Genomic DNA, 15,837 nt, shown 5'->3' on the forward strand with positions numbered 1-15,837 from the left:
GAAGATCAGGGGTGCTGCAGCGCCTGCATGAGCAGGCCGACGAAGTGGTCCAGGTCGGCCTGCAGGCACGGCTGCTGGTTGTGCTTGCCGGTGCAGCCCGGCGCCCACGCGCTGCCGTCGCCGTAGTCGGCGAAGGTGAACGGGATGCCCTCGGCGGTCAGGTTGGCCGCGGTCACCAGGTTCGTCTCCCGCGCCCGGTTCTCCACGACCGCCTGCAGCGGGTCGACGGTCAGGTCGCCGCCGTTGCCGGTGTAGAGGGCCACGCCCATGCCGCGCAGCGACGACACGTGCTGGGCCGGGCTCTGCGCGTTCCAGATGCCGTCGAACGGCCAGACCGGCGGCCCGAAGATCGCGTCCACCGACGTCGTCGGCGTGCCGGACGCCGGGTCCAGCGCGGTCTCGGCGACCGCCGCCCGCTGTTCGGAGTTCTGCAGGTCGAGACCGCCGGAGAAGCTGCCGACGTAGCCGAACAGGTCGGGCCGGTGCTCGGCGTAGTGCACCGCGCCGAAGCCGCCCATCGAATGCCCGGCGATCGCGCGGCCGGTCCGCGCCGGGATCGTCCGCAGGGTGGCGTCGATCAGCGGGATCAGCTGCCCGAGGTGGAAGTTCTCCCAGTTCTGCGTGCCGAGCGCGCCGGGGTTGACCCAGTTCGAGTACCAGCTGCGGCCGCCGTTGGGCTGCACGGTGATCAGCGGCGCCGAGCGCGTCGCCGACTCGGCGATGTCCAGGTTCCGCTGCGTGTTGGGCAGGTCGGCGTTGCCGTGCAGGGCGTACAGCACCGGGTAGCGGGTGCTGCCGTCGTACCCCGCGGGCAAGGTGACCATGACGACGTGCCGGCCGGGCACCTGACCCGGCAGCACCGACGGCGCCGGCACCTGGTCCGAGCGCACGGCGAAGGTGAACGTCCGGGGGTGGCCGTCGACCCGGGTGGGTTGTTCGGTGACGGTCAGCCCGAAGCCGTCGGCGAAGTGCGGCAGCCCGGTTTCGGCGGCCGCCACCGGTGCGGCGAAGGCCGAGACGGCGGCGAAGCCGGCCACCAGGGCCGCTGTCCGCAGTAGGTGACTCTCCATGGCGGATCCCCTCTTTTCGTGTCCTGTTCCGCCGTGAGCTTGCGGTTCGCGCAGGTCAGGGCACCAGGACGCGGACCGGCCGAATATGGCCGATCGGCACGCTAGGGTCGTCGGGGACGAAACGCCGCTGCTGGGGGGATGCGCGGAAGTGACGAGCGGGTTCGGGGCGCTGTTGCGGGAACTGCGGCGGCAGGCGGGTTTGACGCAGGACGAGCTCGCGGAGCGGTCCGGGGTCGCGGTGCGGACCATCGGACGCCTCGAGCGTGACGAGGGCACCGACCCCCGGCTCGGCACCGTGAAGCTGCTCGCCGACGCGCTGGGTCTCGCCCCGGAGGACCGGCGGCGGCTGCTGGCCGTGGCGGCCGGCGGCACCCCGGAGCCCGACGACGTCCCCGAAGTCCCGCCCGAAGCCGTGACGCGGCCGGTGCCCCGCGGCGAGCTGGCCGACGCGGCCGAGCGGCTCGCCCACGCCGTCGCCGGGCGGTGGCAGCGGGAGGAGGAGCAGCGCCGGATCCACGACCCGTTCCCGCTGCCGGTGCGGTGGCGGCCGCTGCCGTCCCGGCTGACCGACCACTGGGCCAACGTCCGCCGCGTCCCGGCCGGTGCCACGGCGGACCCGCTGGACCTGTCGGGCGAACTGGGGGAGATCGCGGCGACCTACCGCCGGATCCCGTCCGGCCGGCTGGTGGTGCTCGGCCGCGCCGGGTCCGGCAAGACCGTCCTGACCCTGCGGTTCGTCCTGGACCAGGTGCGCGGGCGCGCGGCGGGCGACCCGGTGCCGGTGCTCTTCGGCCTCGGGTCGTGGGATCCGGGGACGACGGCGTTGCGGGACTGGCTGATCGAGGGCCTGCTGCGCGACTACCCGGGGCTGGCGGCGGCCGCACCCGGCGGGTCGACGCTCGCCGCCGCGCTGGTCGAAGCGGGGTACGTCCTGCCCGTGCTCGACGGCTTCGACGAGATCGCCGACGGCCTGCACCGCGCCGCGCTGGAGGCGCTGAACGGCACCACCCTGCCGCTGGTGCTGACCAGCCGCCCGGCCGAGTACGCCGCGGCGGTCGCGGCGACCGACGTGCTGACCGCGGCCGCCGGCGTCGAGCTGACCGACCTCACCCCGGCCGACGTGCTCGGCTACCTGCCCCGGACGACCCGCCGCCCGGCGCCGGCCGGCGGCCCCGGCACGGTGTGGGACCCCGTCCTCGGCGAAGCCGGCCCGGCGCTCGCCGCCGTCCTCAGCACCCCGCTGATGGTCGTGCTCGCGCGGACCGTGTACAGCGACGCGCCGGGGGAGGACCCCGCCGTCCTGCTGGACACCGAGCGCTTCCCGACCGCCGAAGCCGTCGAAGACCACCTGCTGGGCAGCTTCGTGCCGACGGTGTACCGGGACCGGCCGCGGTGGGAGCCCGCGCGCGCCCGCCGCTGGCTCGGCTACCTCGCCCGCCACCTCGACCGGCTCGGCACGCACGACCTGGCCTGGTGGCGCCTCGGCGGTTCGCTGCGCCGGTCGTCGCGCATCGTCGCCGTCGTGCTCTCGGCCATGCTCGCCACCGCGGTCGCCGACTGGCTCTTCTTCGTGCCCGTGGACGTCGCCGCGCTGGGTTTCCTGCCCGGGCTGGGCGCCGGGCTGCTGGACGGCCTGCTCGTCGGCACGGTGGTCGGCCTGGCGTTCGGCCTGGTCCACGGGATCATGGTGGTCTACGGCGGGCTGGTGTTCGAGCCGTCCCGGATGCAGCTGCGGCTGCGCGGGCGGACGGGCCGGCCCGAGGGCGGCCTGCTGCGCCGCTACGCCGGCCGGTTCGGCGCCGGGCTGCTGGGCGGGTTCGTCGTCGGGCTCGGCTACGGCCCGGTGACCGTCCTTTCCCGCGCCGCGGCGACCGGCGTCGCGCCCGAGCTCGGCGTCCTGGTGGAGACGGCGCTGGTCAACACGCTGGTGAGCGGGCTCGTGTTCGGCCTCGCCGCCGGGGCGACGTTCGGGCTCGTCGCCGTGCTGGAGACACCGCTCGACATCAGCTCGGCGGTCAGCCCGGCGACGCTGCTGCGCGCCAACCGCACGACGGTGCTGCGCCAGGTGCTGGCGTTCGGGCCGCTGCTGGCCCTGGCCATCGCGGCCGGCGGCCGGATCGTGGTCGAGCTCCTGCAGGACGTCGTCGGGCCGCTGGTCTGGACGCTCTCGGGCGGCCTGGCCGTCGGCGTGATCGGCGGTGCCGGCGGGGCGGTGGCGTACGTGTTCGCCTTCACCGCGTGGGGCCAGTGGCTGGTGGTGAGCCGGGTGTGGCTGCCGCTGACCGGCCGGCTGCCGTGGGCGACGGCGGCGTTCCTCGAGGACGCCTACCGCCGCGGGATCCTCCGCCAGGCGGGCGCGGTCTACCAGTTCCGCCACGCCCGGCTGCAGGACCACCTGGCCAGGACGGCCGGCGGCCCGGCGGAACGGGCCCCGGAACCGGCGCCGAGCTGAGTTTTCCCGCGCACCGATTCCTCCGGGCGTCGCGCGGTGTCTACGTCTTCGGAAGCGGCGGACCGCCGGTGACCGGAGCACGAGGAGACATCGTTGGGCATCAGGACTTCACCCCCGCCGGCCGCGCCGGGGACGCGGCAGCGGGGTGGCGGTGCCCCTCGGGCCGCTGCTCGGCGGGGCCGTCGCCGAGGGGTTTCCTGCCGGGCGCCTTCACCGACGGGTTCACCGCCGCCGCCGTGGTCAGCGCTGTCCTCGCCGCCGCGGGGGTGCTGGCCGGTTGTTTCATCCCGCGGCGCGAACCGAAGGAGCCGGACCATGCTTGAACTGAAGACCCACGCCGAGCTGCTGCGCTCGCTGCACCACGGGAAGCTGCTGGTGCTGCCGAACGCCTGGGACGAGGCCAGCGCGGAGCTCGTCGTCGAAGCCGGGTTCCCGGTGGTGGCGACGTCCAGCGTCGCGGTGGCGGACGTGCTCGGCCACCAGGACGGGGAAAAGGCGCCGTGGCGGGAGATGTTCGCCGCCGTCGCGCGGATCGCCCGCGCGGTGCCGGTGCCGGTGACCATGGACGCCGAGGCGGGCTACGGCCTGGCGCCCGAGCAGCTCGTGGCCGAGCTGCTCGAAGCCGGCGCCGCCGGCTGCAACCTCGAGGACACCGACCACCGGGCGGGCGGGCTCAGGGACGTCTCGGCGCAGGCGGACCGGCTGGCCGGCGTCCGCGCGGCCGCCGACGCGGCGGGCGTCCCGCTCGTGGTCAACGCCCGGATCGACGTTTTCCTGCCGCCGAGCGGAATCCCGGAACCCGGGCGGACGGCCGAGGCGATCCGCCGCGGCCAGGCCTACCGGGAGGCCGGCGCGGACTGCGTGTACCCGATCGGGATGTCCGCCGCCGTCGACGTCCGGCGGCTGGTCGAGGGGGTGCCCGGGCCGGTCAACGCGAATGCGGGACCGGCACTGGACCTGGACACCCTGGCGTCGCTGGGGGTCGCCAGGGTGTCCTACGGGCCGCGGTTCTACCGCGGCGGCCTGGCGGCGATGCGCGGCGCCCTCGAAGAACTGCGGAGGGCGGCCGGGCCGGAATCGCTGCGGGATTCCGCTCTTTGACCGACGATGTCCCCGACGAGCAGGAGTACGTGTGTCTTCCGAAGCGATTCCCCGGGCCGAGTGGCTGCAGGCCGAGTTCGGCGCGCTCCGCCCGGCGCTGGTCGCGCACTGCTACCGGATGACCGGGTCCTACCCGGACGCCGAAGACGTCGTCCAGGAAACCTGGCTCAAGGCCGTGCGCGGGGTGGCCGCGTTCGAGGGGCGGTCGTCGCTCAAGACGTGGCTCTACCGGATCGCGACCAACGCGTGCCTGAGCGAGCTGAGCCACCGGAGCCGGCGGGTGCTCCCCGCCGGCCTCGGCGCGCCGTCGGACGATCCCGGCGCGCGGGTCCTCGCCGACGACTCGATCGCGTGGCTCGGGCCGCTGCCCGACGCAGTGCTCGGCGACCCGGGCGAAGTCGTGGTGCAGCGCGAATCGGTCCGGCTGGCGCTGGTCGCGGCGCTGCAGCACCTGCCGGCGCGGCAGCGCGCGGCGTTCCTGCTGCGCGAGGTGCTCTCGTGGCCGGCCACCGAAATCGCGGACACCCTCGGCGTCAGCGTCCCGGCGGTGAAGAGCCTGCTGCAGCGGGCCCGCAGCAGGCTCGACGAGCTGGACCTGGACGACCGGCCGCCGCCCGGCCCGGAGCACGAGCTGCTCGGCCGCTACATCGCCGCGTTCGAGGCCGAGGACACCGCGGCGCTGCGGGCCGTCATCCACGACGACTTCAGCCTCGAAGCCGTGCCGCACCCGGTGTGGTTCCAGGGTGTGGACGTGTGCCTGCCGTTCCTGGAGCGCGCGTTCTCCGCACCGGGCGGCGCGCCCCGGCTCCTGCCCACCCGCGCGAACGGCCAGCCCGCCGCGGGCAGCTACCGGCCGGACGGGCCCGACGGCCTGTGGGTGTTCACGGTGCGGGACGGCCGCTTCTCGCGGGCGGTGAAGTTCCACGACCCCCGGCTCGTCACGGCCGCCGGCCTGCCGGCTCAGTGAGCGAGCAGCTTCACCGCCACGACGGCGAGCGCGATCGCCATCTCGACGACGAACAGCAGCAGCTTGAACAGGGCGGCGTCGAGCGGCAGCCAGCCGAGCGCCGCGGCGCCGACGCTGAGGATGGGCAGCGGTGCGCGCTCACGTCGGCGAAGCCGCCGGCCAGGCACAGGGCACCCAGGGCGGCGGCTTCGGTCATACCGGACCCTGAACGGGCCGCCGCGCGCGGACCCGGCGGACGACGAACACGCCTGCGGCGACGGCGATCGCCGCGAAAACCACGTACTGGAAGATCGACGCGTACCGCTCGACCCGCGGCCAGTGCTCGCCGAGCAGGTAGCCCGCGCCGACGAAACCGGTGTTCCAGATCAGGCTGCCGGCGGTGGTGCAGAGCAGAAAGCGCCAGAACGGCATCCGTTCGACGCCGGCGGGCACGGAGATGAAGCTCCGGAAGACGGGAACCATGCGGCCGACGAAGACGGCTTTGCCGCCGTGCCGCGCGAACCAGGCGGCGGCCCGGTCGAAGTCGCCGCCCCCGACCAGCGGCAGCCGGCTCACGAGCCGCCGGGTGCGCTCGTGGCCGAGCCGGCGGCCGAGCAGGTAGACGACGACGGCCCCGGCCACGGAACCGAAGGTGGTCCAGAAGAGGGCGGAGCCGAACCCGAAGGCACCGCGCCCGGCGGCGAAGCCGGCGAGCGGGAGAACGAGTTCGCTGGGCAGGGGCGGGAAGAGGTTGTCGAGCCCGACGACGAGGGCGGCTCCGGGCCCGCCGAGCGACTCCATGAGCCCGGCGGCCCACCCGGCCACCCCGGTGAGCTCTTCGGTGGCCGGTGGGGCCGGGGCTGCGGTCATGACGTCCTTTCGGGACGGGGATCGGGCCGGTTCGCGGAGTTGCGGTCTGACGTCCTTTCGGGACGGATCGGCCGGGCCGGCTCGCGGGCTTGCGGCCGAGTCCGGCTTGCCGGGCGTGGCGGCCAGGGTGCGCTCGGCCGCGGCCGAATCCGTGCCTCGGCAAGGTGGCCTCGCCGGGCAAGGCCGCCACCATCCATTAAGGACAAATCACCCCGCTGCGGGCTTTCGTCAACGCTTTCATCGGATTTCCTTCCGTGGGACCGCCGTGCGGGTCCGGATCAGGCTGGCGGCGACCGCCGTCGCGAGGATGGCGCCCACCACGCCCAGTGACAGGGCCGTCGGGATCTTCCAGATGTCCAGCAGCAGCATCTTCACGCCCACCCAGACCAGCACCAGGGCCAAGCCGAGCTTGAGGTACACGAACCGGTGCATGACGTCGGCGAGCAGGAAGTACATCGCCCGCAGCCCCAGTACCGCGAACGCGTTCGACGTGAACACCAGGAACGGTTCCTGGGTCACCGCGAAGATCGCCGGGATCGAGTCGACCGCGAAGACGACGTCGGTGACCTCGATCAGCACCAGGACCGCGAGCAGCGGCGTCGCCACCCAGCGGCCGCCGAGGCGCACGAGGAACTTGCCGCCGTGGTCGCCGTCGGTCGAGGGGACGATGCGGCGGAACACGCGCAGCACCGGGTTGTTCCCGTAGTCGACCGTTTCGTCCCGGTGCAGGGCCATCCGGATGCCGGTGAGGACGAGGAACGCGCCGAACACGTAGAGGATCCAGGCGAAGCTCGCGATGAGGGCCGAGCCCGCCGCGATGAACACCGCGCGGAACACCAGTGCGCCGACGACGCCGTAGAACAGGATGCGGTGCTGGTACTCGCGCGGGACGGCGAAGTAGCCGAAGATGATCGCGAACACGAAGACGTTGTCGACCGCGAGGGACTTCTCGATGACGTAGCCGGCGAAGTACTGGCCGGCGAACTCCGCGCCCCAGATCCACCAGACCACCGCGCCGAAGGCGAGCCCCAGCGCGACCCACACGCCGGACCAGGCGAGGGCTTCGCGGACGCCGACGACGGACGCCTTGCGGTGTGCGGCCAGGTCGATGGCGAGCATGGCCAGGATGACGCCGAGCACGGCGGCCCAGGCCCACAGCGGGACGGTCACGACACACTCCTCCGGTTCGGTGACGAACCGGAGGTCTCCCCGGTCACCCGAAGGTGACGCCGGCACCGGACTGCTCTGGGGCAGCCGGATTGACGATGCCGGACCGGGCGGGTACTCCCCTCCGCTGCCACCAGAATGACGAACTCCACTTCGTCTGTCAAGTTCGGACGTCTACTGTGGCCGGTATGGCTTCGTGGACGTTCCTCAGCAACCACGCGCACGTTCTGCTGTGCGTGGCCGCGGATCCGGACCGGACCCTGCACGACATCGCCGAGCGGGTCGGGATCACCGAGCGCGGCGTGCAGCTCATCCTGGGCGACCTCATCGCCGGGGGCTACCTCGAACGCGAGCGCGTCGGACGGCGGAACCACTACCGCATCCACCCCGAGGGCCGGCTGCGCCACCCGCTGGAGGCGCACCACCGGGTGGCCGATTTGGTGGCGGCGCTGGGCCTGGAGCCCGCCCCCGACGCGTGACCGCCGCCAGGGCACCGGCTCGCCCCACCGGTGCGCAGGGCGCCCGCAAGACCACTCGGTGAGTGAACCCCGGCCTACGAGCCGGCCGGCCGCAGCCAAGCCGCGGTGTCCGCGGCCACGATGCCGGGCTCGGCGCTCTGCAGCACGGCCGCACCCCACTCCGCGGGCGGCGTGAAGTCCGTCGGCCCGGTGTTGACCACGCACACCAGCTCGCCGCGCCGGAACGCGAGCACCGTGGCCTCGCCCGTCTCGAGCCACTCCACGTCGCCGGGCGCGCCCAGCCCGAGCTCGCGCCGCGCCCGGATCGCGCGGCGGTAGAGGTGCAGCGTCGACGTTTCGTCCTGGACGTCCGCCGCGTAACCGGCGAACCACTCCGGCTGGGGCAGCCACGGCGTGCCCGTGCTGAAGCCGAACGCCGGGGCGGCCGCCGACCAGGGCAGCGGGACGCGGCAGCCGTCGCGGCCCTTCTCCCGGCCGCCGCTGCGGTGGAACACCGGGTCCTCGCGAGCGTCGTCGGGCAGGTCGAGCACCTCGGGCAGGCCGAGTTCCTCGCCCTGGTACAGGAACACCGAGCCGGGCAGGGCCAGCACCAGGAGCAACGCGGCCCGGGCCCGCCGCTCGCCCAGCTTGACGTCGACCTCGCCGCGGGGGCGCATCAGGGCGGCGAACGCGTCGTTGCTCACCGGCGCCGGCTCGGGGCGGACGATGCCGTACCGGGTGACCGCCCGGTGCACGTCGTGGTTGGCCAGCGTCCACGCCGCCGGGGCACCGTGCACCGCCGTCCGGGCCACCGCGCGCTCGACGGCGCCGCGCAGTGCGCCCGCGTCCCACGGCTGGAGGAGCAGGTCGAACGAGAACGCCTGGTGCAGCTCGTCCGGGCGGAGGTAGTCGTCGAGGTCGGCCGGGTCGGGCACCCAGACCTCGCCGACCAGCAGCAGGTCGCGGTCGTAGCCCGCGGCCAGGGCGCGCCAGCGGCGGAAGATCTCGTGGACCTCCGGCTGGTTCCAGCTGTGGGCGTTGTAGCCGCCGCCGTCCCAGTCGCGCAGGGCCGCGTCCTTGATCAGCCCGTGGCAGACGTCGATGCGGAACCCGTCCACGCCGCGGTCGAACCAGAACCGCAGGATGTCGTCGAACTCGGCCAGGACGTCGGAGTGGCGCCAGTCGAAGTCCGGCTGCTCGCGGGCGAACAGGTGCAGGTACCACTGGCCGGGCGTGCCGTCGGGTTCGGTGACGCGGGTCCAGGCCGGCCCGCCGAACACCGACCGCCAGTTGTTGGGCGGCTCGTCGCCGCGGCCGTCGCGGAAGACGAACCGGGCGCGCTCGGGGGAGCCGGGGCCGGCGGCGAGCGCCGCGGTGAACCAGGGGTGGCGGTCCGAACAGTGGTTCGGCACCAGGTCCATGAGGATCCGCAGCCCGCGGGCGTGTGCCTCGGCGACCAGGTGGTCGAACGTCTCGAGGCTGCCGTATTCGGGGTTGACGCCGCGGTAGTCGGCGATGTCGTAGCCGTGGTCGGCCTGCGGCGAGGGGTAGCAGGGGTTGAGCCAGATCGCGCCGGCGCCGAGGCCGGCGATGTGGTCCAGCCGCCGGATCACCCCGCCGAGATCGCCGACGCCGTCGCCGTCGCTGTCGGCGAAGGAGCGGACGTAGAGCTGGTAGACGACCGCGTCGTCCCAGAACGAGGGGGTGCGGGAGGAAGTCGCAGGCACCCCGCGATCCTCGCACGCGGCCGGCGCCCGGGCCGCGGCTACCAGAGCGTCGTTGAGAAGATCCTGAGAGCGGGCCGGGTGGGGGAGCTGAACTCTCCGGGCGCGGCCGACGTGGCCTCCGGTGTTCGGGTCAACTTCCCAGGAGGTCACGGATGGCCGAGGACACGCGACGGGCAGCCGTCGTCCGCAACGACCGCGAGTACCGGCTGGTCACCAACCAGGCGGTGCCCGCCCGCGCGCTGCTGTTCACCCTCGAAGGCGAACTGACGGCCACGCCGACGCGCTTCACCGTCCAGCTCGACGCGCACAGCCACGTCGACATGCCCGCCGGGTGCCCGCTGGAGGAGGTGCTGGACCGCTACTACTGGCGGTTCATGAACCACGCCTGCGAGCCGGCGGCCGTGATCCGCGGCCGGTCGGTGCTGAGCCTGCGGCCGATCCCCGCCTGGTCGGAGATCACCTTCCACTACGCCAGCACCGAGTACGACATGGCCGAGCCGTTCGTCTGCCGGTGCGGCGCGGCCGCGTGCGACGGCACGATCCAGGGCTTCCGCCACCTGCCGCCGGAACGCCGCGAAAGCCTCCGCGAGCTGCTCTCGCCGTACCTGCTCGCCGTGCTGGACGGCCGGATCGCCGAACCCGCCGGGGTGTGACGGTGAGCCAAGCGCCCCAGCCGCACGACGCCCGCCCCGCCCTGCTCCACCGCTTCTTCGAGGAGTCGGCCCGGCGGTGGCCGGACGCGGTCGCCGTGGACGTGCCGCCTTCGGGCGGGCGGCCGCGGCGGACCGCCACCTACCGCGACATGCACCGCCGGTCCGCGATCGTGGCGCGCGCGGTGCACCGGGCCGTCCGGCGCCCGGGGATCGTCGCGATCCTGTTGTCCCGCACCACCGAAGACCTCTACCTCGCCCAGCTCGGCGTGCTCCGGGCGGGCTCGGCCTACGTCTGCCTCGATCCGTCCTTCCCGGACGAACAGCTCGGGCACATCCTCACCGACGCCGCGCCCGCGTTGCTGATCACCGACCGCGCCGGGCACGAGCGGGCCGTCCGGGCCGGGTACACCGGCGCGGTGCAGCGCGTCGACGGCACCGCCGAGCCCGCCGCGCAGCCGGTCATCGCCCCGGCGGCGCCGGCCGGCCTGGCCTACGTCATCTACACCTCGGGGACCACCGGCAAGCCGAAGGGCGTGCTCGTCGGGCACCAGGGCGTGGTGAACCTGATCCGCTCCGACGTCGCCGAGTTCGGCCTCGGGCCCGGCGACCGGGTGGCCCAGGGCTCCTCGCCCGCCTACGACTCCTCGGTGGAGGAAGCCTGGATGGCGTGGGCGTGCGGGGCCACCGCCGTGGTGATGGACGACGAGACCGCGCGCCTCGGCCCCGACCTCGTGCCCTGGCTGCGCGACGAGCGGATCACCGTGCTCTGCCCGCCGCCGACGTTGCTGCGCGCGGCCGCCTGCGCGGACCCCCGGCGGGAACTGCCGCAGCTGCGGCTGCTCTACGTCGGCGGGGAAGCGCTGCCCCCGGACGTCGCCGAGCGCTGGGCCCCCGGCCGCCGGATGGTCAACGGCTACGGGCCGACCGAATGCACGGTGACGTGCCTGCGCGCCGACGTCGAACCGGGGAAGCCGGTCGCGATCGGCCGTCCGGTGCCCGGCATGCGGGCCCTGGTGCTGGACGACCGGCTCGAACCGGTCGCGCCCGGCGAGAAGGGCGAGCTGTGCATGACCGGCGCCGGGCTGGCGCTGGGCTACCACGGCAAGCCGGAGCTCACCGCCGGGAAGTTCCCGCGGCACCCGCGGCTCGGCCGGCTCTACCGGACCGGCGACCTCGTGTCCGCCGGGCCGGACGGCTCGCTGTTCTACCACGGCCGGATCGATTCCCAGGTCAAGCTGCGCGGCTACCGGATCGAGCTGGAGGCGATCGAGGCGTCGCTCGCGCGTCACCCCGGCGTGCGCGAGGCCGCCTGCCGGGTCCAGGGCGAAGGCGCCGGCCAGGTGATCGCCGCGCACCTCGTGCCGGAGCGGCCCGGCGGCGTGCCGGACCCGGCCGAGCTGAAGGAACACCTGCGCAAGGCCCTGCCCGCGTACATGATCCCCGCCGTCTTCGGGGCGGCGGAGACGCTGCCGCGCAGCGCCGGCGGCAAGCTGCGGCGCACCGACTTGCCCGTGCTCGCCACCGCCCGGCGGCACGCGGCCGAGACCACCGCCACCAGCGGCAACGAGCTCGAGCAGTTCATCGCCGGCGCGCTGGGCGAGGTGTTCGAGACGACCGGCGTCGGGTTCGACGACGACTTCTTCGACGACCTGGGCGGCAGCTCGCTGCAGGCCGCGATGCTCATCTCGAAGCTGCGCGGCAACCCGCTCACCGAGGCCATCGCGGTCCGCGACGTCTACAGCGCCCGCACGGTGTCCGGCCTCGCGAAGCTCGCCGCGCCGGTGACCCACGACGAGCTGGACGCGGTCGCGGCGCCCGCGCGCAGCGCCGTCGCGATCACGCTCGCGCAGGCCGCCTGGCTCCTGGCCGAGCTGGCGATCGCCGCGCCGATCGGCTGGTTCGCCGCGTTCGTCGTGCTGCCCTGGCTCTCCGAGCGGATCGGGCTGGTCCCGCTGATCGTCCTGCTCCCGGTCGCGCTGCTGGTCCTCGGCTTCGGCTGGACGCCGGTGGCGGTGTTCCTCGCCGTCCGCGCGAAACGGCTGCTCATCGGCCGGTTCGAACCGATGCGGGCGCCCGTGTGGAGCGGGTTCCACCTGCGGCTGTGGATCGTGCGGCACCTGCTGCGGTTCGTGCCGTGGGGCACCATCGCCGGGACCGAGTTCCAGAACATGGCCCTGCGCGCGCTCGGCGCCCGCATCGGCAAGCGCGTGCACATCCACCGCGGCGTCGACGTCGTGCAGGGCGGCTGGGACCTGCTCGACATCGGCGACGACGCCACCATCGGCCAGGACGCCTCGCTGGGCACGGTCCAGCTGGCCGAAGGGCACCTCACGATCGGCCGGATCACCGTGGCCGGCGGCGCCACGGTGGACGTCCGCGCGGGCATGTCCCCGAACACCCGGCTCGGCCGGGGCGCCTGGCTCACCGCGCTGTCGTCGCTGCCGTCCGGGACCGCCGTGCCCGACGGCCGCCGCTGGGACGGCGTCCCCGCGCACGACGCCGGGCCCGCGCCCCGGGCGCCGGTCCCGGTCGTCTCGGGCAGCCTGCTTTCGCCGTTCGCCCACGGCCTGGCGACCGTCGCCGCCCGCGCCGCGTTCGGCTGGCTGTTCGCCCTGCCGTTCTCGGCCGTCACGGTCGCGCTGGTGCTGGCCTTCGGCATCACCTACCCGGACGTGCTCGCGGCGTTCACGCGGCCGTGGGCGCACGGGCAGTTCATGGCCGTGTTCGCCCTCTCGGCCTGCCTTTCGCTGCTGGCCGGCGTGTGGCTGGAGGCGGTGAGCGCGCGGCTGCTCGGCCAGGTCCGCGAAGGCGTGATCAGCCGGTGGAGCCTCGCCTACATCCGGGTGGCGCTCAAGACCGGGCTGGTCACCACGGCGGGGAACTGGCTCTCGGGCGGGCTGTTCTGGCCGGTGTGGCTGCGCTGGGCCGGGATGGCGGTGGGACGCGGCTGCGAGATCAGCACGATCATCGACGTCGTCCCGGAGCTGGTCGAGATCGGGCCGGACACGTTCTTCGCCGACGGCATCTACCTGGGCGGCCCCCGCATCCAGCAGGGCACGGTCACGCTGGCCCGGGTGCGCCTCGGGCACGACACGTTCCTCGGCAACCACGCGGTCGTCGCGGGCGGCCAGCGGCTGCCACCGGACATCCTGATCGGCGTCTGCACCGTCGCCGACGACCGGATCATGCGGCCCGGCACGTCGTGGTTCGGCCACGCGCCGATCCTGTTGCCCCGCCGGGAAATCGTCGAGACCGACCGCAGCCTGACCCACGACCCGTCGTTCGCCCGGGTGGTCACCCGGGTGTTCTGGGAGTGGCTGCGGTTCGCGCTGCCGATCGTGCCGCTCGCGGTGCTGACGGCGTGGTTCGTGCTGACCGCCTACGCGGCGCAGGTGCTGCCGCTCGCGGCGTTCCTCTTCCCCGGAGCGGCGGTGGTGGCGGTGCTGACCGCGATCCTGCCGTGCCTGGTCGTCCTCGCCCTGAAGTGGGGGCTGCTCGGCCGGGTCAAGCCGGGCGTGCACCCGCTGTGGTCGTGCTGGTGCAGCCGCTGGGACTTCCTCTACGTCGCCTGGGGTGTCATCGCGAGCGGCGTGCTCTCGGCGTTGGAGGGCACGCTGATGCTGCCGCTGTACCTTCGCCGCACGGGCATGGATATCGGCAAGCGCGTGGTCCTCGGCGAGGGGTTCGCGCAGGTCGTCGACCCGGACATGCTGCACTTCGGCGACGGGGCGACGGTCAGCGCGATGTTCCAGGCCCACACGTTCGAGGACCGCGTGCTCAAGATCGACCACGTGTACGTCGGTGCGCATTCGACCCTGTCCCACGGCACGGTTCCGTTGTACGGCGCGGAAATCGGCGAGTACGCCTATGTGGCCCCGCACAGCGTGATCATGAAGCAGGAGCACCTGCTGCCGCGGCTGCGCTACGCGGGCGTGCCGACGAAGGAGCAAAAGGCGCCGTCACCGCGGACGAACCCGGAGCTGCGGACGTACCCGTTCCGGGCCGGCCGGCCGCAGGTGGCGCCGGCCCCGCCGACGCAGCCGTTCCTGCAGTTCGAGCGCACGTTCACGGTGCCGGGCGAGCAGCCGGCGGCCAGGCCGCTGCCCCACGGCGGAGGGGCGCACAGTCATGCCTGAGCGAGCCGCGCCAGGTAGCGGTCCCGGGCCACGAGGCTCACCGCCAGGTGGTCGGCCAGCGGTTCGAAAAACGCGCTGCGGTACTTCGCGTCCGTCACCGTCGACGCCGCGAAGTACAGGCCCGAGAACGCTGCGATGAACAGCGACACCTGCAGCAGCTCCTGCGGGATCGGCAGCTGGATGCCGAACAGCGTGCCGCTCGCCGGGTCGCGGCCGATCCACGCCTTGATCACCGAGTGCTGCACCGCGCTGATCCCGAAGACCACGAAGAGCACGAACACCAGCGTGGCCAGCACGAGGGTCTGCAGCACCTGGGTCAGCACCAGGACGAGGACCATGTTCGCCCGCTCCAGCTTCGTCAGCGGGACCCGCTCGCCGTCCGCCGTGAACGCCGCCAGCGGGGTGTCGCGCAGCTTGTCGAGGCCGACCGGGACCGTGCGCGACTGCGTCAGGCGGGCGACTTCGTCCTTCAGCATCGCCAGCAGGAACACCACCGCGACCGCGGCGAACAGCGCCACGACCAGCCACATCCGCTGCCGCGGCAGGGCCGCGCCGACCTGCCAGATCTCGGTCGTGAAGAAGCCGAACACGGTGAACAGCAGGAGCAGGGGCAGCGCCCGGCTGGTCAGCTCGCCCAGCAGCTGCGTCTGGCGGAAGGCGGCCCGCAGCGCCCAGCCGACGATCGAGCCGGCACCGGCGAACGCCGCCGCGAACAGCCCGGCCAGGATCGCCAGCTGCGTCACCAGGCCGAGCGGCAGCGAGCCGCCGTCGACGAGCCGGTCGAGGACGGGCACGACGAGCACGAACCCGGCCGCCAGCACCGCCGCCGGCGTGGCCCCGCCGCGGTCGACCAGCTTGCGCCGCACCCACCGCGCGGTGAGCCAGGAACTCAGGCCCGGCAACACGACCAGGCCCACGAGCAAGCTGCCGTATCCCAGCGCGAAGACGTCGCTCTCCATCAGGCGGTCGAAGTCCGCGTCCGTTTGACCGTCCACTGCGGACAGCACCGCGGTCAGCACCTGCCAGACCGCGATGAACACGACCGCCGGGGTGGTGCGGACCGCCAGCCGGGCCGGGCGGCCCCGCACGACGGCGGGCAGCCCCCGCCGCCGGAACCACTGCTCGGCGGCTTCGACCTCGCGTTCGCCCGTCATCCCGGCCTTCCGATCGGCACGGCCACCGCCGTGATCAGGGCGATGTTAGCGGCCCCGGGGGCGCCCGCAGGGCGGCGGGCCGCGTCGGGTCGCCGAGACGGTC

Annotated in this window: 12 protein-coding genes and 1 pseudogene; 6 read left to right on the forward strand and 7 right to left on the reverse strand. The window is 73.9% G+C overall.

Annotated elements, in window-relative coordinates; translation table 11 throughout:
• Positions 1-5: 5 nt before the first annotated feature.
• A complete protein-coding gene (locus tag AB0M93_RS44030) occupies positions 6-1,070 on the reverse strand; it encodes an alpha/beta hydrolase-fold protein (RefSeq protein ID WP_364285982.1) in 1,065 nt (354 codons plus the stop codon).
• A gap of 148 nt (positions 1,071-1,218) precedes the next feature.
• On the opposite strand from AB0M93_RS44030, the gene AB0M93_RS44035 reads away from it, so the two are divergent.
• Positions 1,219-3,522: a helix-turn-helix domain-containing protein gene (locus AB0M93_RS44035; RefSeq protein WP_364285984.1), complete on the forward strand. Its 2,304-nt coding sequence runs from the start codon at positions 1,219-1,221 to the stop codon at positions 3,520-3,522.
• 100 nt (positions 3,523-3,622) lie between these two features.
• On the opposite strand, the gene AB0M93_RS44040 is transcribed toward AB0M93_RS44035, so the two are convergent.
• Positions 3,623-3,808, reverse strand: a complete 186-nt coding sequence (locus AB0M93_RS44040) for a hypothetical protein (RefSeq protein WP_364285986.1) — start codon at positions 3,806-3,808, stop codon at positions 3,623-3,625.
• 29 nt (positions 3,809-3,837) lie between these two features.
• On the opposite strand from AB0M93_RS44040, the gene AB0M93_RS44045 reads away from it, so the two are divergent.
• Positions 3,838-4,623, forward strand: a complete 786-nt coding sequence (locus AB0M93_RS44045) for an isocitrate lyase/phosphoenolpyruvate mutase family protein (protein ID WP_364285988.1) — start codon at positions 3,838-3,840, stop codon at positions 4,621-4,623.
• Between the two features lie 31 nt (positions 4,624-4,654).
• Positions 4,655-5,590 (forward strand): RNA polymerase subunit sigma-70, encoded by a 936-nt coding sequence (locus AB0M93_RS44050; RefSeq protein ID WP_364285990.1) that lies wholly within the window; start codon positions 4,655-4,657, stop codon positions 5,588-5,590.
• Here the strand turns inward: AB0M93_RS44050 and AB0M93_RS44055 are convergent.
• The 3 genes from AB0M93_RS44055 to AB0M93_RS44065 form a co-directional block, all read right to left on the reverse strand.
• Positions 5,584-5,757: a hypothetical protein gene (locus AB0M93_RS44055; RefSeq protein ID WP_364285992.1), complete on the reverse strand. Its 174-nt coding sequence runs from the start codon at positions 5,755-5,757 to the stop codon at positions 5,584-5,586. The two genes, AB0M93_RS44050 and AB0M93_RS44055, sit on opposite strands and share 7 nt — an antisense overlap.
• Before the next feature lie 25 nt (positions 5,758-5,782).
• Positions 5,783-6,439, reverse strand: coding sequence for a DedA family protein (locus AB0M93_RS44060; protein ID WP_364285994.1), 657 nt, complete (start codon positions 6,437-6,439; stop codon positions 5,783-5,785).
• A 237-nt stretch (positions 6,440-6,676) separates the two neighbouring features.
• Positions 6,677-7,609, reverse strand: a complete 933-nt coding sequence (locus tag AB0M93_RS44065) for a TerC family protein (RefSeq protein WP_364285996.1) — start codon at positions 7,607-7,609, stop codon at positions 6,677-6,679.
• A 185-nt stretch (positions 7,610-7,794) separates the two neighbouring features.
• Between AB0M93_RS44065 and AB0M93_RS44070 the strand changes: the two genes are divergently transcribed.
• Positions 7,795-8,085 carry a winged helix-turn-helix domain-containing protein gene (locus AB0M93_RS44070; RefSeq protein ID WP_364285998.1) on the forward strand — a complete coding sequence of 97 codons (291 nt, stop codon included), beginning with the start codon at positions 7,795-7,797 and terminating at the stop codon, positions 8,083-8,085.
• Positions 8,086-8,159: 74 nt separating this feature from the next.
• On the opposite strand, the gene AB0M93_RS44075 is transcribed toward AB0M93_RS44070, so the two are convergent.
• The gene (locus AB0M93_RS44075; protein WP_364285999.1) at positions 8,160-9,791 is read right to left on the reverse strand and encodes a glycoside hydrolase family 13 protein; all 1,632 of its coding nucleotides are present in this window, start codon (positions 9,789-9,791) and stop codon (positions 8,160-8,162) included.
• A gap of 122 nt (positions 9,792-9,913) precedes the next feature.
• Between AB0M93_RS44075 and AB0M93_RS44080 the strand changes: the two are divergent.
• A pseudogene (locus AB0M93_RS44080) lies at positions 9,914-10,444 on the forward strand (hypothetical protein); the annotation flags it as partial.
• Positions 10,445-10,446: 2 nt separating this feature from the next.
• Positions 10,447-14,580 carry an amino acid adenylation domain-containing protein gene (locus AB0M93_RS44085; RefSeq protein WP_364286000.1) on the forward strand — a complete coding sequence of 1,378 codons (4,134 nt, stop codon included), beginning with the start codon at positions 10,447-10,449 and terminating at the stop codon, positions 14,578-14,580.
• Here the strand turns inward: AB0M93_RS44085 and AB0M93_RS44090 are convergent.
• On the reverse strand, positions 14,571-15,734 hold the full coding sequence (locus AB0M93_RS44090; RefSeq protein ID WP_364286001.1) for a hypothetical protein: 1,164 nt from the start codon (positions 15,732-15,734) through the stop codon (positions 14,571-14,573). The two genes, AB0M93_RS44085 and AB0M93_RS44090, sit on opposite strands and share 10 nt — an antisense overlap.
• Positions 15,735-15,837: the final 103 nt, after the last annotated feature.

This window comes from Amycolatopsis sp. NPDC051102, from assembly GCF_040682815.1.
In the GTDB taxonomy this organism is placed as follows: domain Bacteria; phylum Actinomycetota; class Actinomycetes; order Mycobacteriales; family Pseudonocardiaceae; genus Amycolatopsis.